Here is a 24,559-nt window from a genome sequence, read left to right on the forward strand (position 1 = left end):
TGCGAAGTAACCGACCGAGCAGATTATTACGGTCGCGCAACGGGATCGGTAACGTTACGATAACGGAGCTGTCCGAACGATAACGATCGACAGCCGCGCCACGACTCGACAGACGAGAGGCACTGCACGACATCGGCGGAACCGAACGGTTCCCACACACGGACAACGGGGCGGAGGTACACCATGCGGGTAGGAGTCGGTGTATCGACCGGATCCGAGGGCGTGTGCGCAGCCCTGGTCACCGTCGAATCCGACGGCAGCCATGCAGTCGAGTACCGCACCGTCTCGGCGGATCGCCAGGCGAAGATCGATGTCGGTGATCTCGTGACGTCCGCGGTCGAGCTGATGGCGTCCCTCGTTCCCGGCGACCGACAGCCCGATTCCATCGCAGTCACCTTCCGAACCGAAGAACATGCGGCGCGCATCCGCGCTGCACTCGCACACACCACGCGAGACGTTCGGCTCGTTCCGGAAGCCGCCGCCGCGTCGGCACATCTGGCCACCACCGGTCTGGTCGACGGGTACGACACCATCGCCCTGGTGGACCTGGGAGCCAGTGGACTGTCGGTGACCGTGGCCCGCCGGACCGACGGTGTCGTTCTGTCCTACGGCCGATCCGAGGCCATCGGCGGCGTCGTTCTCGACGCACTGGTCAAGGACCTCGTTCAGAACATGACGCTCGACAATCTGCGAGACGACATTCGCGACGACCGCGGAATCGGATCGGCGCGGTACCGGGCGATCAAAGAACTGCTCTCACACGAGAACGAAGCACGCATCGAGCGATACAGCGGTGTACCGCTTACCGTGAGCCGCGCTGCATTCGAGACCGCTGCATCGCCCCTCTTCGACGAGGCAGCGCAGTTCGTGCGCAGCGTGTTCGACGAAAGCACCCACGAACCCGAGGCCATCGTGCTGATCGGCGGCGGTGCCCACATCCCGCTGCTGGCCACGTCTCTGGCCGACACGTTCCATGCACGCATCGTTCGCCTCCCCGAGCCGGATGCCGTGCTCGCCGTGGGCGCGGCCGTCGTCGCCGCATCGGTGACCGACAACGATTACCCCCTGGTCTCGGCCGCACGCCGGACTGCGGGCCGGATGGGTCGCTACTCGGGTGCGATCGCGGCGGCCGTCGTCGCAGGCGGGCTGGTCCTCGCCTACGGGCTGCAGACGATGACCCCGGCAGACGACCCCAGCGTGTCTCCTGCCGGTAGCGCCACCGAACCCGTCGCAGCCGGGGACGCAGGACGACCCGCAGCCGAGGGCTACTCGCCGAGCGATACGCCGACTTCGACCCGTTACTCGGCTGACCCGATCGGCCCCGCAGCGACCACAGCCGATTCCTCGCGTCCGACGTCCCGACTCCCCGCATCCTCCGCACCGACCACCACGCCGACGTTGCGGCCTGCTCCAGACCTCCCGCGGATCGACTGGCCCATGGATCCGGCACCGGAGTCGTCGTCGCCCGACGCGGGCACCAGCGTCACCGTCGAGCCGTCGACGCCGGTCTCGCCCGAGCCCACGACGACGCCCGCGCCGACCACCAGCTCGCCTGTCGAGCCGACCCCGGCCCCGGGTGAGACTTCCGAACCCACCACGCCGTCCGGCCCGATCGAGCTCAGTCCAGGACCGACACCTCGCCCCTCGGCAGGGTCGGTTCCGGAAAGCTCGGAAGTCCCGACCGGATCGATCACCGTTCCCACGACGGTCGTCCGTGGCTCGGATCCCACCCCGGAATTGACCGCTCCGCCGACGGTCTGGTCACCACCACCTGCTGTATCCGGTCAGAGCGTCGAACCCCGGACGTCACCGGACACGGCAGCGCCGCGAACCTCCGAGCCCCCTCAGGACGCTCAGCCGGGAACCTGACTGGTCGCGACCGACAGGCCGGGGTCCGTCACCGCTGTCAGAGCCGACGGTGCCGCGCCCCCGGCAACCAGGTGAGCACCGAGGGCGGCAATCATGACACCGTTGTCGGTACACAGCCGCGGCTTCGGAATTCGCAGCGTCAAACCCTGTTGCGCGCACCGTGATTCGATCAACGAGCGAATCCGCGAGTTGGCCGTTGCACCTCCACCGAGAACGACGGTATCGACGTTCACGTCGGTCGCGGCGCGAACCGCCTTCATCGTCAACACATCCGCAACGGACTCCTGGAACGACGCCGCGATGTCGGCGACCGGAATCGGATCTCCGGCCCGCTGACGGGCCTCGACGAAGCGGGCGACGGCCGTCTTGACCCCCGAGAACGAGAAGTCGTAGCGAGCGTCCCGTGGGCCGGTCATTCCGCGGGGAAAAGCAATTGCAGTCGGATCGCCCTCGCGCGCCGCATCGTCGAGCGCCGGACCGCCCGGGTAGCCCAGACCGAGCAGGCGGGCCACCTTGTCGAACGCCTCACCGGCCGCGTCGTCGACAGTGGTACCCAGCTCCGCGATGGGCCTGGACAGATCGTCGACGTGCAACAGATGAGTATGGCCACCGGAAACCAGAAGTGCCACGCACGACGGCATAGGACCGTGCTCGAGGGTGTCGACCGCGACGTGGCCGCCCAGATGATTAACGGCGTAGAAGGGGACGTCCCACGCCGCTGCGTAGGCCTTGGCAGCGGCAACTCCGACCAGCAAGGCACCGGCCAGTCCTGGTCCGATGGTCACTGCGACCGCGTCGGGACGATCAATGTCGGCGGCGGCGAGAGCGCGGCGCATCGTCGGAACCATGGCCTCGAGGTGGGCCCTCGACGCCACCTCGGGCACCACTCCGCCGTACCGGGCGTGCTCGTCGACACTGGATGCCACCTCGTCGGCCAGCAACTCGCACACACCCGAGTCGCGCCAGCGAACGATGCCGACTCCTGTTTCGTCGCAGGAGCTTTCGATACCCATGACGATCATCGGGCAGCCTCCGTCTTCTCCGGCCGACGCATGGTGAACGCATCGGCTCCGCTGGGCTGGTAGTACTTCGCCCTGGTACCCACGATCTCGAACCCTTCACGTCGGTACAACTCGATGGCCGGGTCGTTGTCGGTGCGCACCTCGAGAAACACCGGCCCACCGTGATCGTCGGCGACGCGCAACAATTCGCTCAACAGTCGTCCGCCGATCCCCCGGCGATGGTGCGCGGGATCGACACCGATGGTGTGCACCTCGGCCTCACCGGCGACGAATGCGCCGCGGCTCGGTTGCCCCAGCAGAGAGATTCCCGCATAACCGACGATCTCGCCGGCCTCCTTCGCCGTGACGTAATGATTGTGCGGCGCAGCCAGTTCCGCGACGAACGCGTCTGCCGACCACGGGTCGTCACCCTCGAAGAGCACCGTCTCGAGATACGCGCATCGTGCGCAGTCGTGCACCGTCATCGGTTCGATCGTCACCGTCATCGAGCGGCCTTCTCCGCAGCCCGTTCGGCGAGTGTCTTCGCGTCCGGGCGCCGCAGATAGAGCGGAACGAGCGGTCCCGGTGGCACCCCGCTGCCGATGTCGGTGGCAGCGACCCGAACCAACCCTGCCGGCGACGGGGCCTGCACGTCACGCACCGGCAACCCTAACAGTGCGGCATGCGGCGCGGAGCCGGCGACAGCGTCGACGCCTCCGTGCTCCAGTTCGGCCGGAGCGATCACGTCGGGGCCCGCTACCCGAACCCCGGCTTCGTAACGTGCCCAATAGATTTCACGACGACGTGCGTCCGTGACCACCAACAGCGATCCGGATTCGTCGACGTCAGCCGCGATCGCGTCGAGACTGCAGACACCGTGGACCGGCAGTCCGAGCGCATCACCGAATGCAGCCGCGGTCGCCATCCCCACCCGCAGGCCGGTGTACGGACCGGGGCCCACCCCCACGACGACGGCCGCGAGATCGGCAGCCACGATGCCGGCCTCGGCCAGGCACTCGAGGATGTGAGGAGTCAGAACCTCGGCGTGCGATCGCGCGTCGACCTTGATGCGGGTGGCGACGGTGGTGACATCGGCCCCGTCGGCAGCGGAGTCGGACAACCGCACCACACCTGCGGTGACGGCAGGGGTCGAGGTGTCCACGGCAAGTACGAGCACGAGGATCAAGGCTACCCGCCCGGTGGCCGCACCCAGCACTCCCGTAGCCGCGGAACCACGGACCCGGGATACCCGCATCGCACGCTTCGTCGAGTGCCGTTACGGGCGCGCCGGGTTTCGGTGCTCACTCGGGTAGGCGGCCGAGCGCATCGCCATTCACCCGGCGAGCACTCACCCGTCGGACGTCCGATTCCGGATCGCGTGACAAGCGCACGGAGACATGCTGATCCGTCAGGGTTTCCACCACGCCCTCGCCCCACTCGACGACGACGACGGCGTGCTCGAGATCGGTATCGAGGTCCAACGCGTCCAGCTCGTCGAACGCGGACTGTCCCGTCATACCCAGACGGTAGGCGTCGACGTGCACGAGGGCGACAGGCGGTAAACCGTTGGGGCGCACGCCTGGTCGATGCTCGCGGGCGATGACGAACGTCGGTGAGGTGACGCGACCGTGCACTCCGAGACCCGCCGCGATCCCCTTGGTCATCGCGGTCTTCCCCGCACCGAGCGGACCGTCGAGTACGACGAGATCGCCGGCGACCAGAATGTCCGCGAGCCGAGCACCGAACTCGGCAGTGTCCGTCGCCGTCGCCAGTTCGGCCTCGACGGGCAGGTCGAGCCGGGAGTTCGGTGGACTCTCGGAATCAGACAACGCCCCACCGCTTCTTCTTGGGCTCCGATGCTCGCGCCACCAGGCGAAGGATCGCACCGTTGACCTGTTCGGGGAACTCCAACTGCACCAGGTGCCCACCTTGACGCACCCGCACCATCTCCGATTTCGGCAGGGCGTCGGTGAGTGCTTCCGAACTCGCGAAGGGAATGATCCAGTCCTCGTCGCCGCACACCACCGACACCGGAATGTTCTCGAATTCCGCCAGAGCCGCCGACTCGTCGTGCAGTTCGAGGGTCTCGAGAAAATTCACGATGGTGACAACGGAGGTGTCGTCGATCATCGACTGCGAGAATGCCACCAGCCGAGGAGACACCCGCGTTCCGTACGAGGCCGCGCGCAGCACCGGTGAAATGATGGCGCGCACCGCTCCTCGCCCGAATTGCACCAGGCCGGGTGACGTGCGTACAGCCAGTCGAAAAGCATCGACCGCCGGATTCTGCAGGCTGCGGCCGACTCCCGTCTGTGCGAGGCCGGCAGCCGTAGTGGAGATCAGCACGGCACCGATCACTCGTTGCCGGACGACGGACGACCGCTGGCGCGCCATGGAGAGAATCGACATGCCGCCCATCGAATGCCCGACCAGGACGATGCGTCCCTTGGGCACGACCGAACGGATGACCGCGTCGAGGTCGAGGCCGAGCTGACCGATGGTGCAACTGCTTGCACTGGGCACCCCGGAGCGGCCGTGACCGCGCTGGTCGTAGAACACCATGCGCACGCTCGAACCCCACTGCTGTTCGAGCGCACGTCGTTGGAAATGCCACGACGACATGCGCAGGCAGTATCCGTGCACGAACACGGCGGTCAGTTGTGCATCCGCCGGCCCCACCTCACGGACCGCCAGCGGAACACCGTCGTCCGCCGTGACGATACTGCCTCGATCGGCGTCCATCAGGTCGAGATTCTCGGTCGCCAGCGGATCCTTGTTGGATCGAAACGCCGTCTCCCGCACCACTATCGCAAGACTCTCCAGCAATCCCAGCATGGCCTACTTCGTCGCCTCCCCTGAGCGCGTGCCGACGAAACGACGTCGAACACGTCCACGAACGCCGGTGACGACCTCGTAGCCGATGGTGTCGAGCGCATCCGCCCAATCCTGAGCGTGCGGCTCTCCGCTGTCCCCCGGCCCGAACAGTATCGCCTCGTCGCCGATGGCGACACCCGAGCTGTCGCCGCCGAGATCCACGACGAATTGGTCCATGCACACGCGCCCCACCGACGGGTAACGACGACCGTCGATGGTCACCTCGAAACGACCGCTGAGTCGGCGTACGACCCCGTCGGCGTAACCCAGCGCCACCAGTGCGACCACCGTGTCGGTCGGAGCTGTCCAGGTGTATCCGTACGACACCGATTCACCTCGGTTCACCTTCTTGATGTGGGCCACCTGCGCGGACAATGTCATGACCGGACGCAAGCCGAAATCTCCCATATCGGGCACCGGCGACAGGCCGTACAGCGCAATACCCGGACGCACCATGTCGAAACCGAGGTCCGGCCTGGTCAGCGTTGCCGCCGAGTTGGACAGATGCACGACGGCCGGCGAGATACCGCGCCGGCCGGCGCGGGCAACAGCGTCGCGGAGCCGCTCTGCCTGGGCGTCGTTGGCCGGGTGATTCGGTTCGTCGGCACAGGCGAGATGCGAGAACATCCCCGTCAATCGCACGGACCCTTCGGCGACCGCCGACGCGGTGGCGTCCAGGACGACATCGAGGTCCGCCCGCGCAACGCCGTTGCGATTGAGGCCGGTATCGATCTTGAGCGAGAGGTCGGCGGTGAGACCGGTCCGCCTGGCTGCGGCGATCACCGAATTCAGCTGGCCGGCCGTGGACACCCCGACTCCGATGTCCTCGGCGATCGCAGCACCGAAGTCCGAATCGGCCCGGTGCAGCCACGCCAGCACCGGCACGGTGATTCCGGCTGCGCGCAATTCGAGGGCCTCGCCGATGGTCGTGACCCCGAATTCGTGCACGCCCGCCGCGACGGCAGCGTGTGCCACGGGGCCTGCCCCATGGTTGTAGGCGTCGGATTTCAGGACGGCCATCACGGCGGCGTCGCCTGCGAATTCCCGCAGAACCCGGACATTGTGGGCCACGGCATCGAGATCGACGGTTGCCAGAGCACCCGAATCCGTCCGCGGATCGGTCTCCACGTCGCCGTTACCGATAGTCACAACATTCGATAGTGCCATCCCTGCCGCACACACCACGGATCAGGTGGCACAACTCATGACACACCGTTAGGTCGGCCGGCGAGCCCAGTGCAGCTCAGACAGCGACCGAGCGGACCGTCCGGATGGCTTCTCGCAGGCTGTTCGACAACGGTGTCGCCGAGATCGGGGCTGCGAATTCGCCATCGGCTCCGTGCGCGGCATGGGCTGCGGCCAGTGCGTGCACTTTGGCCCCGCACGCGGCCGCGGTCGACGGTGCCATTCCGGTTGCGAGTAGGGCACCGAGGACGCCGGACAGCACGTCCCCGGATCCGGCGGTGGACGCGGCGGATCCGCCCGCGTCACTGACGAACGCGGTGCCGTCCGAGTCGGCGACGACCGTCGCGCGGCCCTTGAGCAGCACGGTGACGCCCCACCGAGCGGCGAGGCCTCGTACGGCCGCGACGCGGTCGGGACCGGGTTCCGATCCGGTCAGGCGGGCGAACTCCCCGGCGTGCGGGGTCAACAGCGTCGGTGCAGTGCGATCGACGACCCACTGCTCGTTGTCCGCGAGGATCGTCAATGCATCGGCGTCGACGACCACCGGCAGATCCGATTCGAGCACTCGACGCACGATGTCCGCCGAGGAGTCGTCCGTGCCGAAGCCGGGGCCGACGACCCACGACTGCACCCTCCCCGCTGCATCCAGATCCGGTGCGACGACGACCTCCGGGTGGTGCGAGACCACTTCTGCGCCGGCACTTCCCACGTACCGAACCATCCCGGACGTGGCGGCGACGGCTGCGCCGACACACAGCAACGCGGCCCCGGGATACGTGGCGCTGCCGGCCAACACGCCGACGACTCCCTGCGAGTACTTGTCGTCCGACGCGGTGGGAATCGGCCAGATTCGGCCAACGTCGGCCGGCTCGAAGGACTCGATCTCGGGTGACGGCAGGGTCAGCCCGATGTCGACCACGTCGATTCGGCCACAACGAGGTACGGCCAACACGTGCACCGGTTTGCGAGCGCCGAACGTGACGGTGACATCGGCGGTCACCGCCGGTCCCGACACCTCACCGGTTTCTGCATCGACGCCACTGGGAATGTCCACGGAGACGACGGGCGCGGTGATCCGGTCGACCATCCCGGCAGCGTGGGGACGCAGCGGACCCTTCCCGGATATCCCGACGATGGCGTCGATGACGAGGTCCGGATCGTCCGGCTCCGTGACGACCCGTCCCCCCGAGGTTCGCAGGGCTGCAAGACCTTCGGTGTGCGCACGGTCCGGATCGAGCAGCAGCGCGGACACCGCGACGCCGCGCCTGCGCAGGAACGCACCTGCCCACAGGCCGTCTCCGCCGTTGTCTCCCGATCCGACCAGTATCAGTACCCGTCGCCCCGCGACGCCGCCGGTTCGCGAGAAGAGCTCGCGCGCCACCACCGAGGCCAAACCGTACGCAGCGCGGCGCATCAACGTGCCGTCGGGCAACGATTGCAGCAGCGGAGCCTCGGCGTTCCTGATCTGCTCGGGTGTGTAGTAGCCGCGCATGCCGAGGTCCTCCCGCTCGTGCCGTCAAGTGTGTCGAGCCCGCCGGTCCTTCTACTCGACCGTGACGGACTTGGCCAGATTTCGCGGCTTGTCCACGTCGTAGCCGCGCGCCTGAGCGACCTCGGCTGCGAAGACCTGCAGCGGAATCGTCGAGAGCAACGGCTGCAGCAGTGTCGACGCCGCCGGGATCTCGATGAGGCTGTCCGCGAAAGGCCGGACCGCTTCGTCGCCCTCCTCCGCGATGACGACCGTCCGAGCGCCGCGGGCCTGGATCTCGCGGATGTTGCTGAGCATCTTCGAGTGCAGCACCGCACGGCCCTTGGGCGACGGCATGACGATGATGACCGGAACGCCGTCCTCGATCAGCGCGATCGGACCGTGCTTGAGCTCACCGGCGGCGAAGCCCTCCGCATGCATGTAGGCGAGCTCCTTGAGCTTGAGCGCGCCTTCGAGAGCGACGGGGTAACCGACGTGTCGACCGAGGAACAGGATGGTCGACGACGTCGACAGCTCGCGCGCGAGCGCACGCACCGGCTCGACCGTCTCGAGCACCCGCTGCACCAACTCCGGCATCGCTTCGAGTTCGGCGAACTCGCGCGCCACCTCGTCCGGGTACTTGGTGCCGCGCGCCTGAGCGAGAGCCAAGCCGACGAGGTAGTTCGCGGTCACCTGGGCGAGAAACGCCTTGGTCGACGCGACGCCGATCTCCGGACCTGCACGCGTGTACAGAACTGCGTCGGCCTCGCGGGGAATCTGCGAGCCGTTGGTGTTGCACACCGCAAGAACGCGCGCCTTCTGGTCCTTGGCGTGCCGCACTGCTTCGAGGGTGTCGGCGGTCTCGCCGGACTGCGAGATGGCCACGACCAGGGTCGACCGATCCAGTACCGGGTCGCGATAGCGGAACTCGCTGGCCAGTTCCACTTCCACCGGCAGCCGGGTCCAGTGCTCGATGGCGTACTTGGCGAGCAGACCCGAATGGTAGGCACTGCCACAAGCGACGACGAACACCTTGTCGACGTCACGCAGTTCCTGATCGGAAAGACGCTGCTCGTCGAGCACGATCCGGCCGTTGTCGAAGTGGCCGAGCAACGTGTCGGCCACGGCGGCGGGCTGCTCCTGGATTTCCTTGAGCATGAAGTAGTCGTGGCCGCCCTTCTCGGCGGCCGCGAGGTCCCAATCGATCCGGAACGGACGCCCCTGCGCGTCGTTGCCGTCGAAATCGCTGATGTCGTAGCCATCGGCCGTGATGACGACGACCTGGTCCTGCCCGAGTTCGACGGCGTCGCGCGTGTGCTCGATGAATGCTGCGACATCGGACCCGAGGAACATCTCGCCGTCGCCGACTCCGAGCACCAGAGGGGTCGACCTACGCGCGGCGACGATCGTGTCCGCGTGATCGGAATGAGTGAAGACCAGCGTGAACGCACCTTCGAGGCGACGCAGCACCGCCTTCGCACTGGCGACGAAATCGCCCGCGGTAGGCCCGTCCGCGTATGCCCGAGCGACGAGGTGGACAGCGACCTCGGTATCGGTGTCGGACAGGAACTCCACACCCGCCGTTTCGAGTTCGGCACGCAGCGGACCGAAGTTCTCGATGATGCCGTTGTGCACCACCGCCACCGATCCGGACGCGTCGCGATGTGGGTGAGCGTTGCGGTCGGTCGGACGCCCGTGCGTCGCCCACCGCGTGTGTCCCATGCCGGTGGTCCCGACGAACGTATCGGTGCCGATGTCGTCCAATTCGGCCTCAAGATTTGCCAGCCGCCCGGCCTTGCGCTCCACCGCGGTAGAACCCGCGCCGTCCAGTATCGCGATTCCTGCGGAGTCGTAGCCCCGATATTCCATACGCCGAAGCGCCTCGACCACCACACCCAAAGCTGGGCGGTGGCCGACATATCCAACGATTCCGCACATGGTGCATCAGGGTACTCGGCACGACGCGCACGACCCATTCGCTCAGGTCGCCGTGTCCGGCGTCCCCATACCCGAGCACATTCGGTAGCGTCATCTCTCGTGGCGAAACCGAAGAAGCTGGCATCTGCTCTCTCCAAGCGTGGCCCGCACAAGGTACTGAGAGGGAACCTGGCCCTGGCCGGGCAACCTGGCGTCGTCTACACCCCGGCCGAGGGCTTCGGCCTGCCCGGTGTGGCGTTCGCGCACGGTTGGATGCTGCGCCCCGGCAGTTACACCGACACCCTGAAGCACCTGGCGTCGTGGGGGTTCGTCGTGGCAGCACCCGACACCGAGCGTGGCCTCGTGCCCTCGCACCGCGGACTCGCCACCGACCTGGGCACTGTGCTCGACATCATGACCGGCGTTCGCCTGGGCTCGGGCAACATCAGCGTGCATCCCGAGAATCTGGCCACAGTCGGTCACGCGATGGGCGCCGGGACCGCCGTACTCGCTGCCTCCCGACGACCGGATGTCAAAGCGGTCGCCGCCCTGTTTCCGGCACCGACGGCACCGTCGTCCGAGGACGCCGCCGCAGGCCTCGACGTGCCCGGACTGGTCGTCGGCGACAGCTCGAACGCAGATTCGCTCAACGACAATTCACTGGCTCTCGCCCAGGCCTGGCACGGACCATCCGTCCTCCGACGGATCGACGGCTCGACGGCAGACGGATTCGTCGAAGGCCGGCGAATGCTCCGCGCACTGGGAGTCAACAGCTCCGACCGCAAGACCCAGCAACGCACCTGCGCTGTACTGACCGCATTTCTGCTCTACCACCTGACCGGCGACTCCGACTACGAGGACTTGGCCGGAACGAACGGCGACATCGCCGGCACCCGTGCTGTCGATCCTCACGCGCCGCTGACCGAGCAGCCCAAGCCGAAGGCGACAGCCTCGATCAAGGCATTGCTGGGTCGCGGCTGACCCACCGGGCTCGGCGTCGTCACACCAGCCACGATCGGGGTTGCTCGTCGGGGTCCGGTTCGACGTGTGGTGCGCCGTGCCGTCGATCCAGGTGAGCCGGGCGCAGGACCGAGCCCGCCGCCGACCGAGTGTCGCCTCCGCTCGACGGGTCCGAAACCTTCTGTCCCACATCGGTTCTCACCGGATCTGCTGGATTCCGTAGCCGTTCGGCGGCATCCGCCATCGCCGACCGATGCGCGTCGCGAATACGGTGCAGTTCACGACGCCACGCGGGGTCCGAATTCACAGTGCACCCGCCTCGCTCAAGCCCGCGCCGGATCCCGCCGAGCTGGGCTGAGGTTCGGTGACCGGAGGGGCCACGGGAGCTGCAGGTACCTCATGAGCCTCGTTCGAGCCCTGCCGGACGGAGCCCTCCTCGTCCGAAGTTTCAGGAACGCATACCGCCGGGGTATCCGCGGTCGATGCGGGCTGCAAGTCCGTCGGTGCACTACCCACCTGCGGCTCGTCGGCCGGTGCGACATCCACCGACGGTGAGGTCGCTGTGTTCGGCTCGGGAGCGCCGGACTCGGCAGAAGGAGGTGCCGGTCCGATCTCGGGTTCTGCATCGGGTGTGGTTCGATTCCCCGCGGCGGGCTCCGGCGGTTCCACGGTCGCCGAAGACCGGTTCGACACCCCGACACCGCTCGGATCGACGGTCCCGGGAACTTCGACGATCTCCGGCAACCCGAAGGGACCGACGCGCAACTCGAACGTGCGCACCCCGAGGCCCGGTGTCTCGAGTCGAAGCGATACGGCCCCATCGTGTTCGAGCGCGATACGGGCACGATGGCCGTCGAGTTCGGCCTCGAGATGGCCGCGCTCGCCGACGACCTTCGATGCATCACCGAATTCCGGCGACGGGATCGAATCGGGTGGATCATCGAGCGTTGCAGTCGGATTGGGTACTGCGGTGGGGTGGGGTTCTGAGGCGGGGTCGGGTTCTGCAGTGGGGTCGGGTTCTGCAGTGGGGTCGGCATCGGTCTCGTCGCTGAGACTCCCGTCGCCGGTCGTGTCACCGAGCGCCTCGACAACCCGGTCCACGATGTCGTCCACAATGCCGTCCACGATGCCGTCGACGAGTCCGGCGACTGCATCGACCCGACTGTCTTCACGACCATTGTCGTTCTCGGTTTCGCCCCACGCCGTGGGACCGGTGGCACGTGCATCCGGAGCAGGTGCCGGTTGCGCCGGCGGAGCCGAGGCCGGCACCTCGGACGGAGGGTGGGCTGCCGATGCGGGTCCGGTGACGGCTGCCTCTCCCCCAGCTCCGGCCGTGACCGCCGCAGGGCAGTTCTCGGGCGACGACCGCTCACTCGATTTCTCAGCAACAGCCAGTGGCACCCAACTGCGCTCGTCGAGCTCGTCGAACACGGGGTGGACGACTTCCTCGATGACCTTCACCACCAGGGCCAGGCACTCTCGAACGGCCGTGTCCGTGGCCATGCAGGCAGACGACACTGCGGCACACGTGCGTTGCACATGTGGCACGAACTCGCCCTCGATCCATTCTCGAGACCGGTCGGCGACCTCGGCTGCGAACTCGTCCGATACGTCTCCTCGCGCGAATTGCTCGGCCCATTCCGGAAACGCCGGTGCCAGGCGGGCGAACACGGTTGCCCGGTCGACCGGAACGCACTCGACGCCCGAGGCCAGCAGAAGCGCATCGATTCGGTCAGGATCGTGTCCTTCCACGGTGTCGGTATCGAGGCTTCCGACGAGCTCGGCCTTGTCGGTCACAGCCTCACGCAGTACGTCCACAGCCGCGTACATCGTCTGCAGCGCATCCTCGACCGAGTCGAGAAGCACTCCTGCTCTCTCCTGCTCGGTGGCCACATATCGCTGGGCCGTCTCACCGGCGTCACCGTGCCACCGCAGTCGAAGAACGATCAGGAGCTGCGCCTGCTCGTCCAATTCTTCGCTCAGCGCCGCAGCCATCGCCCCGACCGCATCTGCGTCGGACGTCAAAGCATCCAGGTTGAGGCCGCGCTGCTCGTCGTACCGTGCACACACCTCGTCGTAGCGCGGGACTTCGCTGCCGGGCACGCGCTCGGCCAACGGCAGGAAACGCTCGAAGTACAGCAGCCCGACGGCATTGGCGTCGAGAATCTCGTCGACCGATGCTGCCTCGGCGGGCGAGGTGGAAGAAGCGGTCACCGCAACGAGTCGATCGCGTGCGCGCCGGCGTCGTCCTGTATGTCGTACGCGTCCATCGCGACGGTGAGGGCATCGGAAATGTCGTCGACCGACGATCGCCACACCCCGACGGCCCGCCCGAGCCCGGAGTGGGCGTCGAGATAAGCCGCGCCCAGGTCTCCGTAATTCCGTCCTGCGGCGGCGGTACCGAATCCCGGTGATGCGATCGAATCGGCTGCCGCACCCAGGGCCTCCGCCGACGCCGTCATCGAGTTCGCCACCTCGCGCACGCGGACCGCGTCCACCCAGAATCCGTCGCTCATCGCCCGCCCGTTCCCGCTCGAAGTGCCCCTTTCCCACTATGACGTGCGCCGACTCCCATCGGTTCCCCGGCGAGCGGTAACGTCCCGATACGAAACGTCGGTAACAGACAACCGAGCAGCTTCACCAGCTACTCGAGAACGAGGAGTCCCATGCACATCGGAACGATGCTGAACTACAGCGGTGGTTTCACCGAGACCGTTGCCGAGGTAGCCGAACTCGAGAAGGCGGGCCTCGACATCATCTTCGTGCCCGAGGCCTATTCTTTCGACGCCGTCAGTCAACTCGGGTTCCTTGCGGCCAAGACGAGCACGATCAAGATCGCGTCGGGCATCTTCCAGATCTACACGAGAACGCCGTCGCTGACGGCCATGACGGCCGCCGGCCTCGACTACGTTTCCGACGGGCGCTTCGTTCTCGGACTCGGCGCATCCGGGCCACAGGTCGTCGAGGGTTTCCACGGCGTCAAGTACGACGCACCCATCGCCAGAACCCGTGAGGTCATCGAGATCTGCCGCCAGGTGTGGCGTCGAGAAAAAGTGCAGTATCAGGGCAAGCACTACCAGATCCCGTTGCCGGCGGACAAGGGAACCGGCTTGGGCAAGCCACTGAAGCTGATCAATCACCCTGTGCGCGAACGCATTCCGGTCGTCATCGCCGCTCTCGGACCGAAGAACGTCGAGCTCACCGCAGAGATCGCTGAGGGCTGGCAGCCCATCTTCTACTTTCCGGAGAAGGCAGCCGACGTGTGGGGCGAATCGCTGGCCGCAGGCAAGGCCAAACGCGATCCGTCACTCGGCGAACTCGAGGTGTTCGCCAGTCCCACCCTGGCCATCGGCGAGGACGCCGACAAGTACCTCCCCTGGGTCAAGCCGCACCTGGCGCTCTACATCGGCGGCATGGGAGCCAAGGGTAAGAACTTCTACAACTCCCTTGCTCAGCGCTACGGCTACGAAGCCGAGGCCGAAAAGATTCAGGATCTGTACCTCGCCGGCAAGAAAGAGGAAGCAGCAGCGGCGGTTCCGGACGAGCTCGCGCGTTCGGTGAATCTCATCGGACCGGAGAGCTACGTCAAGGAGCGCGTGGCAGCCTTCGCCGAAGCCGGCGTGACGACACTCAACGTCGCACCGTTGGCCGAGGACACCGCAGGACGCGTCGCGCAGCTCACCGCCTTGCGAGAACTCACCGCCTGACGATCGGACACTGCCTGACGATCAGACCGCCGCGACCCGGCCCGCCAACTCCTCGGCGAGCCGGGTCGCTACGTCGAGTTCCGACGCTTCCACCATCACTCGCACGAGCTGTTCGGTCCCGCTGGGACGCAACAGAACTCGCCCCGATTGGCCGAGCTCGAGCTCGGCGACGGCCACGGCGTCCGACACCGACGGTGCCGACGCCACCGCAGCTTTGTCCGAGACACGTACGTTGATCAACACCTGGGGCAGCGTGCGCATCGGCGACGCCAGATCCGCCAGGGTGCGTCCGGTCCGGGCCATCCGCTCCATCACACGCAGCGCGGTGGCGATCCCGTCGCCGGTCGTCCCGATCGCAGGGAGTACGACGTGTCCGCTCTGCTCACCGCCGAGCGCGTACCCTCCGCGGCGCAACTCCTCGAGGACGTATCGATCACCGACTGCGGTGGTACGCAACGTGATTCCCGCTTCGCGCATCGCGATGTGGAGCCCGAGGTTGCTCATGACGGTGGCGACCAACGTGTTGTCGGTCAGCGTGCCGTTCTCACTCATCGCGATGGCCAGCACAGCCATGATCGCGTCCCCGTCCACCACCGCACCGGAGGCATCGACCGCGAGGCAGCGGTCGGCGTCGCCGTCGTGCGCGATCCCGAGGTCGGCCCCGTGCTCGACGACAGCCTTCTGCAGCCCTTCCAGGTGCGTCGAACCACACCCGTCGTTGATGTTCAGCCCGTCGGGCTCGGCGTTGATCGCCACGACCGTCGCACCGGCCCGGCGGTAGATCTCCGGTCCGACCGTCGAGGCTGCACCGTGCGAGCAATCCACCACGACGGTGACACCGTCGAGTCGATGCGAGAGCGGTGCGACGAGGTGCCCGGCATAGAGCTCGGCAGCGTCGGGAGCGACGTCGATGCGACCGATGGCAGCGCCGGTCACATCGACCGGCTTCTCGGTGCGGCCGTCCACCCCGAGCAACGCCTCGATGCGATCTTCCATGTCGTCGTCGAGCTTGTGCCCGCCTGCGGCGAAAATTTTGATTCCGTTGTCGGGCATCGCATTGTGCGAGGCGGAGATCATCACGCCCAGCGCCGCGCCGTATTCGCCGGTGAGGTAGGCGACCGCGGGGGTCGGCAGCACGCCCACGTCGATCACGTCGACACCCGAGGCAGTGAGCCCGGCCGACACTGCGGCACCGAGCATCGAACCGCTGATTCTGGGGTCACGGCCGACGACCGCTGTCCGTCGACCACCGTCGACATCCGGTGCCAGCACGGCGGCGGCAGCCCGGGCGATGGTCATGGCGAGCTCTGCCGTCAGGACCCCGCCTGCGAGTCCCCTCACTCCGTCGGTGCCGAACAATCGCGCCATGAGTGAAGACCCCTTCGAACAGAGAGAACATCGTCGGAAAATGCCTCGAGGGCAGGCATCCGATCTTGCTGGAGCCTGCCCTCGAGGATGGAACGGGTAAGACGCGTCAGCGCTTGGAGTACTGCGACGCCTTACGGGCCTTCTTCAGGCCGTACTTCTTGCGCTCGACCGCACGCGCGTCACGCGTGAGGTAGCCGGCGGCCTTGAGAGCCGGGCGATCGTCCGGGGTGAGCTCGATCAGCGCACGCGAGATGGCCAGACGCAGCGCGCCTGCCTGTCCCGACGGTCCGCCACCGTGCAGCAGTGCCACGATGTCGAAGGACTCTGCGCGGTCGACCAGCACCAGAGGAGCCTTGATCAGCTGCTGGTGCACCTTGTTCGGGAAGTAATCCTCGAGGGTGCGGCCGTTGAGCTTGAAGCCACCGGTGCCCGAGGACAACCGAACACGAGCGACGGCTTCCTTGCGGCGGCCGACGGTCTGGATCGGGCGATCGAACACGATGGGGGCCGGAGCTGCAGCAGCTTCGATTTCCGTGGCCACCTCGGGATCTTCCACTGCCACGAACTCGTCGGCGGCGATCTCTTCGATGTTCTCCTGCGACGTCACGTCATTTCCCTCCGGCGCCGTCACTGGGACACCTGCTTGATCTCGAACGGAACGGGCTGCTGAGCGGCATGCGGGTGGTTCGGTCCCGCGTAGACCTTCAGCTTGCTCGCGATGGCATTTCCGAGCTTGTTCTTCGGGATCATGCCGACAACGGCCTTCTCCACGAGACGGTCGGGGTTGTTCTCGAGCACCTGACGCGTCGAGCGCGACTTCAGACCGCCCGGATGGCCGGAGTGGTGGTGGTGGAACTTGCCATCGAGCTTGTTGCCACTGATGGCAACTTTCTCGGCGTTGATGATGACGACGAAGTCGCCACCGTCGACGTTGGGTGCGTAGGTGGGCTTGTGCTTACCGCGGAGCAGTGTCGCGGCCTGGACGGCGAGGCGTCCGAGCACGACGTCCGTGGCGTCGATCACATGCCACGTCCGGGTGGTGTCCCCGGCCTTCGGGGCGTAAGTAGACACAGAAAATTCCTGTCTTCATGATGTCGCTGCTGGCCAAGACGTGTGGATGCCCTCGGCGGCCAGTTGAGACCCGAGGACAAGAGCTCTGCGCATCGAAGAAATGCGGCGAGCCCATACACGCCAACGGGGAACGATACCGGGAGCCGGCACCAAGGTCAAAACGCCTCCGACGCGGAAGACCGGCTCAGGACAGGCGAACGCACCGCACACAGCGGCGGGCCGCAGGCAATGCCTCGAGCCTGATCGCCGGTATCGACTCTCCGCACCGCTCGCACGTGCCGTACGTCCCGAGATCCCACCGCGTGGACGCGGCGTCGAGCTCGCGCATCTCGGACTCGGTGTCGGAGATCAGGGCCGCGATCTTGGCACGCTCGAAGGCGATGGTGGAACCCTCCGGGTCGTGTTCGTCGTCGTCGGTGGTCCACCGGCTGCCTTCGATGACCGACGCGAGCTCGTCGCGAAGGGAGTGCAGGCGGTGTTCGGCGCGAGAACGCTCGGCATCGATCGCCGTCCCGAAATCCGTCATCCGTCCAGTACACACCGCCACCACAACCCGCGCCAGGTGCCGCGCCCCTCGACAGTCGTATGCCCCGACCGACGAGTGCCGATCGGGGCATACGACGCTCGTGGTCGACGGTCAGCGCGCCATGCGCGCCTTGTTCGCCATCTCCACCCCGTGCATGGCCTCGCCGCCGGTGCGGGCGGCCGCGACGAGGCTCGACAGAATGAGATTGAGCTCGTCGGATGCGGAGTTCCACTGACGCTGGAGTTCGTAGTAGGACGTCATCGCGTCGCCCTCCCACGATTCGTAAAGTCTCTTCGCAGTGCCGTCCACGTCGGCGAGAAGGTCTTTGGTCACGTTCGCCTGCTTGTTCATCGCCTCGGTCAACGCCGCGATCTGAGCGAAGTCGTACTTCATGTCGAATCAGTCTCCTAGATAGAGCTCGGTCGTGTGGTCGGCCGTTCGGTGGCCGGTCGTGCCGTCAGTTGAACGTGGTCAGTCCCGAACCGAGCGATCCCGCCACCTGGTTCACAGCCGCCACGTTGTCGTCGTCCGCATCGGAGTAGCCGTGGCCGTTGGTCTTGATGTCCGCCGAGATCTGCTCGAGCGCGCTGCGCATCTTCTGGGCACTGGTGTCCCACTGCGACATGACATCCTGAAACGACTTGCCGGCCTTGCCCACCCATGCCTCAGCGGTCTGCTCGACGATGGAACGCACGGCCGAGTTGGACGCATCGATCGACACGCTCAGGCCCTCGATCGTCGCCCCGGCGGCAACGAGCTCCTGCGGTGTGACGGTGACGCCGTTCGACGAACCCATAGATTCCGGTCCCCCTGGATATCCCACTTCGACTCCTCTGCTTCGATTTTCGTATCCACGTACGCCCGCGGCGCACATGACGCTCGACCGAGGGACCGCGTGCGGCCCGCTCACTCCCCTACATCTCCTTGGACGCAGCCACCCCTCGGTTCGGTTCCGGCATACGGCGAAAATCTGCGCGGCGGCCTCAACGCATCGGCACGATCTCCAGCGTCTGGGTGGCCAGATCACATTCGGTGTCGATCGCGGACGAGTCCGGTCCCTCGAACTGACAGCCGATGCTCACCTGCACATCCGATTCGACGAGCACACGCCACAACACTGTGGACACATCGGCCGGCCGCTCGACGTACGAGATCCCCACCCGACCTCCGAAATCCCGGGCAGGCTCCAGCGATCCGATCGGGGAGTCGGGTCCACGCGCGTCGACTGCCGCACCGAGCTCGGACGCAACCTGTTCGAGCGTCGAGCCGGGCACCAATTCCTGCACTGTGACGACGATGCGACGCTCGGGTGCTGTCGGCGGAATCAACACCATCCGGGCCGGATCCTCCATCCTGGTCCAGGTCGCCGGTAGTCGCAGCGACGCCCGGCCCGAGACGAACGTCGCCGACGGCATCACCGACGGTGACTCGCTCGACGCCGATACTGCTGTCGCCGAGGTCGTTTCGGTCGCGGAGGTGGATTCGGTCGTCGACACCGCCGGGGTGGCAGGCACCGCGAACGGCGGCGAGGTCGCGACGGCCACCTCTTCCGGAGACCGAAGGACGAACGTCAGTGCAACGACACCACCGGCAACGATGACCGATGCGGCCACCGCACCGAACGCTCGAACCGGCAATCCGCTTCTTCGGGGAGGTGGCACCGCGACGGTCACTTCGTCGAGCCATGCCGCCGAGCGCCCTGCCGCGGCTCGCCCTGGCGGGGCAGTCTCCACCTCCGCTCCCGCACGTCGATACAGAGACCTGGCGACGTCGAGTCCGGTCAGCCATCGTGCCGGATCTTCCGCAGCGGGGCTCGAGCTCGAACCCGACTCCGTCACGATGAAAATGTCCTCGGGACATTGCGACACCGACGATCGAAGGTAGTCGTCGGCTCGTCGTCGCCAGCTGTCGTCTCGTTCTCCGACAGCAAGTACTGCACCGATGTCGCCGCCGTGAGTTCCTGCTTCGTCCACCAGAACGACCGTCGTGTCGAGGGTGCCCACTTCGATCACCACCGCAGCAGCCGGTGCGCGTTCTCCCGCCGACGCGACCGCGGCGATCGCCGTCTCCACGACGACGACCTCGCTCGCCGACGTGCCGAACACGGCTCGGAGGAGCTCTCGACGCTCGTCGCCCCACGTCGAGGGATACGCGATCTCGAGCAGATCGAGTCGGTCGTGTATCCCGGCTCCCTGCAGCGCCGACCACACGATCCCGTGCAGAACTTCGCCGCGATCCCACACTGCGCCGCCCACGAGGATCGATCGATCGTCGAGACACAGCAGCGGAGGGACCTCGGTGTCCGCGCCCGCCCGCCCGAAGACGAGACGACCACCCTCCGATACCGCGTATGCGGATCCGACGTGTTCGCGTGGACCCTGCAGCGTCGCACCGGACGCGACGACAGAAATCTCCGAATGACTCAAATGCACAGCCGCGTAACGCCACTGCGCCCTCGTCAACTCGAGTGTCCGAGCTGCACGAGCGCGGGGCCGGACCGATCGACGAACACTCCACGTCCGGGCGGCATCGGGCTCGGACGCACGGTGCCGATCAAGCTCCCCTCGTCTCGGCTCCCGCTCATGACCAATCCCGGAGTCACCAGGTCGCGTAGCCGCCCGATCACCGGGTCGAACAGTGCCCGCCCCGCCCCGCCCGAGCGACGCGCCACGATGAGGTGCAGTCCGATGTCCCGGGCGTGTGGCAGATGCTCGACCAAGGGCGACAACGGGTTTCCGGACGCGGTGGCCACCAGGTCGTAATCGTCGACGACGACGAACACCTCGGGCCCGTCCCACCACGACCGCTCGCGAAGTTGCTGCTGGGTCACGTCCGATCCCGGCATGCGCCTGCTCATTCTGCCTGCGAGATCGACGATCATCGCCGTCAACGTCGCCTGCGCGGCCGCATAGCCGGCCAGATGCTCGGAATCGACTGTGCCCAAGAGAGTTCGACGGTAGTCCGCCACGATCAGTTTCACCCGATCGGGTGGGTTCGCATCGACCAACGATCGACAGATCCCCCGCAGCAGGGACGTCTTCCCGCATTCGCTGTCGCCGAAGACGACGAAATGTGGGTTCTCGGCGAAGTCGACCGTCACCGGAGCCAGCTCGGCCTCGTCGATGCCGATCGGAACTCTCAGTTCTGCAACGGTACCGCGGTCGCGAGGCCAGGCGCCACCGAGTCGATCGAGCACCTCCGACCGTTCGAGCATCTCCGGCAACATGCGGACCGGCGGGGCAGGCGGCCCCGTGGACGCTGCGGCGATCGCGGTGACGGACTCTGCCACAGCTCGGGACAGGTCGGCCACCGATCGACGGTCGTCGACCCGAGGCAGTGCGATCTGCAGGTGGAGACCGTCCTTGGTCATACCCCGGCCCGGTCGGCCCTGCGGCACACTGGCGGCTTTCGTTCGGCCGATGTCCGAGTCCGACGGATCTCCGAGTCGCAGCTCGAGCCGGGTCCCGATCAGATCCTTCGTCGCGGGCCTCACTTCTGCCCAGCGAGAGGCCGTCAGAACGAGGTGCAGACCGAATGCCAGTCCCTGGGTCGTCAGCGTCGCGATCTGTTGTTCGAGACTCTCGAAGTCGGATCTGATGGATTGCCATCCGTCGATCACCAGGAAGACGTCGCCGAACCGGTCGTTCGCATCGACCGGTTGCATCGCCCGCAGCCGCCGGAACTCGACCATGGAATCGATGCCGCGATCTCGAAAAGTCTTCTCCCGCTGACGAACGACAGCCGCGACCTCGGCCACGGTCCGGCGCACTCGGTCGACGTCCAATCTGTTGGCCACCGATCCGACGTGCGGTAGTTCGGCCAACCCGGCCAGCGTTCCACCCCCGAAGTCCAAGCAGTAGAACTGAACCTGAGCGGGTGTGTGCGTCATCGCCAGAGCCATGATCAGAGACCGAAGGGCCGTCGATTTCCCCGACTGCGGAGCCCCCACGATCGCCACGTGCCCGGCTGCACCGGACAGGTCGACGGTGAGCAGATCCCGCCGCTGATCGAACGGCCTGTCGATGATGCCGATCGGAGCACGAAGTGTGCTCAGCGAATCGACGCCGCCGCTCAGTACCGACCGAGGCAGTAAGCGGGTCAGTGTCGGTGCCTTGTCCAACGGCGGTAGCCATACCTCGTGGGCCGGCATACCGCGGCCTGCGATTCGGCCGACGACGACGTCGAGAACGGTCGCGCCGGTGTCGTCGTTCTCGACCGGATCCGGTTCGACCACCGGCTCGACACGGACGTCGTTCTCGATGGGATCGCCCACGACCGGATATGCGGTGAACGGCCTCGGACGGATATCGACGCCCTGCGCAGCGGGTGCCCCCGCACTCGAACGTGGCGGAACGTACGGCCCGGACACGTAGGCCGCAGCGAAGCGGACGATCTCGGCCGAATCGCACTTGAGATAGCCGGCACCGGGCTGAGCAGGCAGGTGGTACGCGTCGGGAACACCGAGAACAGAACGTGACTCGTTGGCCGAGAACGTCTTCAGACCGATTCGATAGGACAGATGGCTGTCGAGTCCGCGCAGCTTGCCTTCTTCCAGACGCTGACTGGCCAACAACAGATGCATGTGCAACGAACGCCCGAGCCGCCCGATCGCCACGAACAATTCCGCGAATTCCGGTTGCTGACTGAGCAATTCCGAGAACTCGTCGACCACCACGAACAGAGCGGGCAACGGCGCCAGAGCAGCTCCCGCTGCGCGCGCCTTCTCGTAGTCGGACACATTGGCGAAGTTTCCGGCCGAGCGCAGCAACTCCTGCCGACGGTTCATCTCGCCGGCGAGGGCATCGCGCATCCGGTCGACCAGAGCCAGGTCCTCGGACAGGTTGGTGATCACGGCCGCAACGTGCGGCGCGGCCTCGAGCCCCGCGAAGGTCGCCCCGCCCTTGAAGTCGACCAGTACCAGGTTCAACTGCTGCGGGGCGTGGGTGGACACCAACCCGAGAACGAGCGTACGCAGAAACTCCGACTTACCCGAACCCGTTGCGCCGATGCACAATCCGTGTGGACCCATGCCGTTCTCGGCAGACTCCTTCAAATCGATCTCGACCGCGCTGCCGTCGGGTGCGACGCCGATGGGTACCCGCAACCGGTCTCGACCGCGACGCACTGTCCACGCTCGATCCGTATCGAGCGCACCGACGTCGGCGATTCCGACGAGGCTGTTCCATCCCGACACTGCGGCCCCGTCGTCGGTGACGGTATCGACAGCGGAGGGCGACGACGGCGCGCGATACGGAGAAAGGCGTCGAGCAACGGCGTGTGCCTCGGTGGTACTCATCGCGTCCGCCACAGCGAAGACCTCGACTGCCGTGCCGCTGACCGCACCGATCGAGCCGTTCTCGACCACCAGCTGGAGCCCGCGACTTGCCGCCAGTCGCGTACACAACCCGGACAGGTCGACGATGGTGACGGAATCGAGGCCGGTGTCGGTGAGGTCGGTCGAACGGTTGGCGACGAGTCCGCCGTCCACCACGATCACCAACTGCGTGACCCCACTGTTCACCGCCCCACGTGCGAAGCGATTCCGCATCGACAGGACGTCCCCCAGCGCGCTCTCGAGCTCGAGGACACTGCCGAAGATCATTCGCGCAGAACCGGCACCGTCTCGCAACACGTCGTGTTGTGTGTGCGGCAGCCACTTGGTCCATTCCCACTGCTCCACGGTGTCGGGGCCGCAGACGACGGCCACCGCGAGGTGGTCCGGTCCGTGAAAGGTACAGAGATAGGCGACCATCGAGCGCACCATCGCACGAGCGGCATCGCGATCCCCGGCTATCGACAGAGCGGCGAATCCCCTCAGCGACACGGCAATCGGCAACTCGGACACCACCGAGTGTGCTCGCACGAATCGGCGCAGCGACACCGCGGACACCGGTTCCAGCTCTTCCACAGGTCCGGTCTCGGGAGGCACGAGTCGGGTCGCCAAACGCTGATCGCCGAGCCCGACCCGCACGTGGGCGAAGTCGGCGTCCTGAGGCCGACGTTCCCACATACGCTGCGTTCCGGCCGTCGACCACAGAGTGCCCGGATCCGGGTGGCTCCACTCGAGTGCCCTGCGCTGATCTCGCTCGGTGTCGGCGACGTCTCGTCGAAGCTGGTCGAGATACCGCAGATAGTCCTTACGGTCCTCGTTCGCCTCGGCGGTACGTGCTCCCCCGGACTTACCCCCGCCGGCCAACATGCCCACCATCGACATCAGCATCATGGCCGGGAACATCAACATCATCGGGTTCGCTGCCGCACCGGAAGTGAACATGAGCGCAACCATTCCGACCATGGCGGCGACCATCACCAGCGGCATCAGCTTCATCAGGAGATTGCCGGGTACCGCGCGCGGCACGGGAGGCGGCGGTTGAAGTACGACCTCGCCGCCCGGTGACCGAGGTACTTCCCGGCGCGCGCTGCGAACGAAGCGCACGGTACTCATCGATCAGCCCCCACGGCCGCGCCCCCACAACTGCATTCGCGGCGACCTCCCCCCGAGGCCGCGTGGACGACAGGCTAACGCATGCACAACCGAAGGGTCCACAGTTGCGTCGAAGCATCGGGATACAGAAATAGAACGGCACCGCATTCGGTTGAACGAAGAATGCGG

At 66.5% G+C, this 24,559-nt stretch carries 22 protein-coding genes; 3 read left to right on the forward strand and 19 right to left on the reverse strand.

Translation table 11 applies throughout. The features are described from left to right. The first annotated feature begins 183 nt into the window (after positions 1 to 183). Entirely contained in the window at positions 184 to 1,869 is a 1,686-nt protein-coding gene (locus JLZ96_RS04695) for an Hsp70 family protein (RefSeq protein WP_201009569.1), read from the forward strand. Here the strand turns inward: JLZ96_RS04695 and tsaD are convergent. From tsaD to glmS, 8 genes are all read right to left on the reverse strand, one after another. Continuing rightward, positions 1,854 to 2,891 carry a tRNA (adenosine(37)-N6)-threonylcarbamoyltransferase complex transferase subunit TsaD gene (gene tsaD, locus JLZ96_RS04700; RefSeq protein WP_032388218.1) on the reverse strand — a complete coding sequence of 346 codons (1,038 nt, stop codon included), beginning with the start codon at positions 2,889 to 2,891 and terminating at the stop codon, positions 1,854 to 1,856. The two genes, JLZ96_RS04695 and tsaD, sit on opposite strands and share 16 nt — an antisense overlap. After that, entirely contained in the window at positions 2,888 to 3,376 is a 489-nt protein-coding gene (gene rimI / locus JLZ96_RS04705) for a ribosomal protein S18-alanine N-acetyltransferase (RefSeq protein ID WP_027496358.1), read from the reverse strand. The genes tsaD and rimI overlap by 4 nt, the downstream gene beginning before the upstream one ends. Then, positions 3,373 to 4,047, reverse strand: coding sequence for a tRNA (adenosine(37)-N6)-threonylcarbamoyltransferase complex dimerization subunit type 1 TsaB (gene tsaB / locus JLZ96_RS04710; protein ID WP_201010656.1), 675 nt, complete (start codon positions 4,045 to 4,047; stop codon positions 3,373 to 3,375). The genes rimI and tsaB overlap by 4 nt, the downstream gene beginning before the upstream one ends. Positions 4,048 to 4,171: 124 nt before the next feature. Beyond that, a complete protein-coding gene (gene tsaE / locus JLZ96_RS04715; RefSeq protein ID WP_027496356.1) occupies positions 4,172 to 4,699 on the reverse strand; it encodes a tRNA (adenosine(37)-N6)-threonylcarbamoyltransferase complex ATPase subunit type 1 TsaE in 528 nt (175 codons plus the stop codon). Then, positions 4,692 to 5,705 (reverse strand): alpha/beta fold hydrolase, encoded by a 1,014-nt coding sequence (locus JLZ96_RS04720; protein ID WP_201009570.1) that lies wholly within the window; start codon positions 5,703 to 5,705, stop codon positions 4,692 to 4,694. The genes tsaE and JLZ96_RS04720 overlap by 8 nt, the downstream gene beginning before the upstream one ends. Before the next feature lie 3 nt (positions 5,706 to 5,708). Beyond that, positions 5,709 to 6,911: an alanine racemase gene (alr, locus tag JLZ96_RS04725; protein ID WP_094622598.1), complete on the reverse strand. Its 1,203-nt coding sequence runs from the start codon at positions 6,909 to 6,911 to the stop codon at positions 5,709 to 5,711. 76 nt (positions 6,912 to 6,987) lie between these two features. Next, positions 6,988 to 8,421 carry an NAD(P)H-hydrate dehydratase gene (locus tag JLZ96_RS04730; protein WP_201009571.1) on the reverse strand — a complete coding sequence of 478 codons (1,434 nt, stop codon included), beginning with the start codon at positions 8,419 to 8,421 and terminating at the stop codon, positions 6,988 to 6,990. Between the two features lie 51 nt (positions 8,422 to 8,472). Continuing rightward, positions 8,473 to 10,335 (reverse strand): glutamine--fructose-6-phosphate transaminase (isomerizing), encoded by a 1,863-nt coding sequence (gene glmS / locus JLZ96_RS04735; RefSeq protein WP_201009572.1) that lies wholly within the window; start codon positions 10,333 to 10,335, stop codon positions 8,473 to 8,475. 99 nt (positions 10,336 to 10,434) lie between these two features. Here glmS and JLZ96_RS04740 point away from each other — a divergent pair, with 99 nt between their 5' ends. Next, entirely contained in the window at positions 10,435 to 11,295 is an 861-nt protein-coding gene (locus JLZ96_RS04740) for a dienelactone hydrolase family protein (protein ID WP_201009573.1), read from the forward strand. 19 nt (positions 11,296 to 11,314) lie between these two features. On the opposite strand, the gene JLZ96_RS04745 is transcribed toward JLZ96_RS04740, so the two are convergent. From JLZ96_RS04745 to JLZ96_RS04755, 3 genes are read right to left on the reverse strand one after another with little or no spacing between them, the layout of a single operon-like run. After that, complete coding sequence (locus tag JLZ96_RS04745; protein ID WP_201009574.1) at positions 11,315 to 11,581, reverse strand: hypothetical protein; 267 nt, start codon at positions 11,579 to 11,581, stop codon at positions 11,315 to 11,317. Beyond that, positions 11,578 to 13,488 carry a hypothetical protein gene (locus JLZ96_RS04750; RefSeq protein WP_201009575.1) on the reverse strand — a complete coding sequence of 637 codons (1,911 nt, stop codon included), beginning with the start codon at positions 13,486 to 13,488 and terminating at the stop codon, positions 11,578 to 11,580. The genes JLZ96_RS04745 and JLZ96_RS04750 overlap by 4 nt, the downstream gene beginning before the upstream one ends. After that, positions 13,485 to 13,790 (reverse strand): type VII secretion target, encoded by a 306-nt coding sequence (locus JLZ96_RS04755; RefSeq protein WP_201009576.1) that lies wholly within the window; start codon positions 13,788 to 13,790, stop codon positions 13,485 to 13,487. The genes JLZ96_RS04750 and JLZ96_RS04755 overlap by 4 nt, the downstream gene beginning before the upstream one ends. Positions 13,791 to 13,940: 150 nt before the next feature. Here JLZ96_RS04755 and JLZ96_RS04760 point away from each other — a divergent pair, with 150 nt between their 5' ends. After that, positions 13,941 to 14,981, forward strand: a complete 1,041-nt coding sequence (locus JLZ96_RS04760) for an LLM class F420-dependent oxidoreductase (RefSeq protein WP_027496347.1) — start codon at positions 13,941 to 13,943, stop codon at positions 14,979 to 14,981. A gap of 21 nt (positions 14,982 to 15,002) precedes the next feature. Here JLZ96_RS04760 and glmM read toward each other — a convergent pair whose 3' ends face one another. The 8 genes from glmM to eccCa form a co-directional block, all read right to left on the reverse strand. After that, entirely contained in the window at positions 15,003 to 16,349 is a 1,347-nt protein-coding gene (glmM, locus tag JLZ96_RS04765; protein ID WP_027496346.1) for a phosphoglucosamine mutase, read from the reverse strand. Positions 16,350 to 16,455: 106 nt separating this feature from the next. Then, a complete protein-coding gene (gene rpsI / locus JLZ96_RS04770; protein WP_027496345.1) occupies positions 16,456 to 16,980 on the reverse strand; it encodes a 30S ribosomal protein S9 in 525 nt (174 codons plus the stop codon). Then, positions 16,977 to 17,420, reverse strand: coding sequence for a 50S ribosomal protein L13 (gene rplM, locus JLZ96_RS04775; protein WP_027496344.1), 444 nt, complete (start codon positions 17,418 to 17,420; stop codon positions 16,977 to 16,979). The genes rpsI and rplM overlap by 4 nt, the downstream gene beginning before the upstream one ends. 184 nt (positions 17,421 to 17,604) lie before the next feature. Beyond that, positions 17,605 to 17,946: a TraR/DksA C4-type zinc finger protein gene (locus JLZ96_RS04780; protein ID WP_027496343.1), complete on the reverse strand. Its 342-nt coding sequence runs from the start codon at positions 17,944 to 17,946 to the stop codon at positions 17,605 to 17,607. 111 nt (positions 17,947 to 18,057) lie between these two features. Next, positions 18,058 to 18,339: a WXG100 family type VII secretion target gene (locus JLZ96_RS04785; protein WP_032365622.1), complete on the reverse strand. Its 282-nt coding sequence runs from the start codon at positions 18,337 to 18,339 to the stop codon at positions 18,058 to 18,060. Positions 18,340 to 18,403: 64 nt separating this feature from the next. Further along, the gene (locus JLZ96_RS04790; RefSeq protein ID WP_032365623.1) at positions 18,404 to 18,742 is read right to left on the reverse strand and encodes a WXG100 family type VII secretion target; all 339 of its coding nucleotides are present in this window, start codon (positions 18,740 to 18,742) and stop codon (positions 18,404 to 18,406) included. A 187-nt stretch (positions 18,743 to 18,929) separates the two neighbouring features. Then, a complete protein-coding gene (locus JLZ96_RS04795) occupies positions 18,930 to 20,372 on the reverse strand; it encodes a type VII secretion-associated protein (RefSeq protein ID WP_201009577.1) in 1,443 nt (480 codons plus the stop codon). A gap of 32 nt (positions 20,373 to 20,404) precedes the next feature. Beyond that, positions 20,405 to 24,391, reverse strand: a complete 3,987-nt coding sequence (gene eccCa, locus JLZ96_RS04800; RefSeq protein ID WP_201009578.1) for a type VII secretion protein EccCa — start codon at positions 24,389 to 24,391, stop codon at positions 20,405 to 20,407. Positions 24,392 to 24,559: the final 168 nt, after the last annotated feature.

Origin of the sequence: Rhodococcus sp. NKCM2511 (assembly GCF_014905595.1) — a bacterium.
Classification (GTDB): domain Bacteria; phylum Actinomycetota; class Actinomycetes; order Mycobacteriales; family Mycobacteriaceae; genus Rhodococcoides; species Rhodococcoides fascians.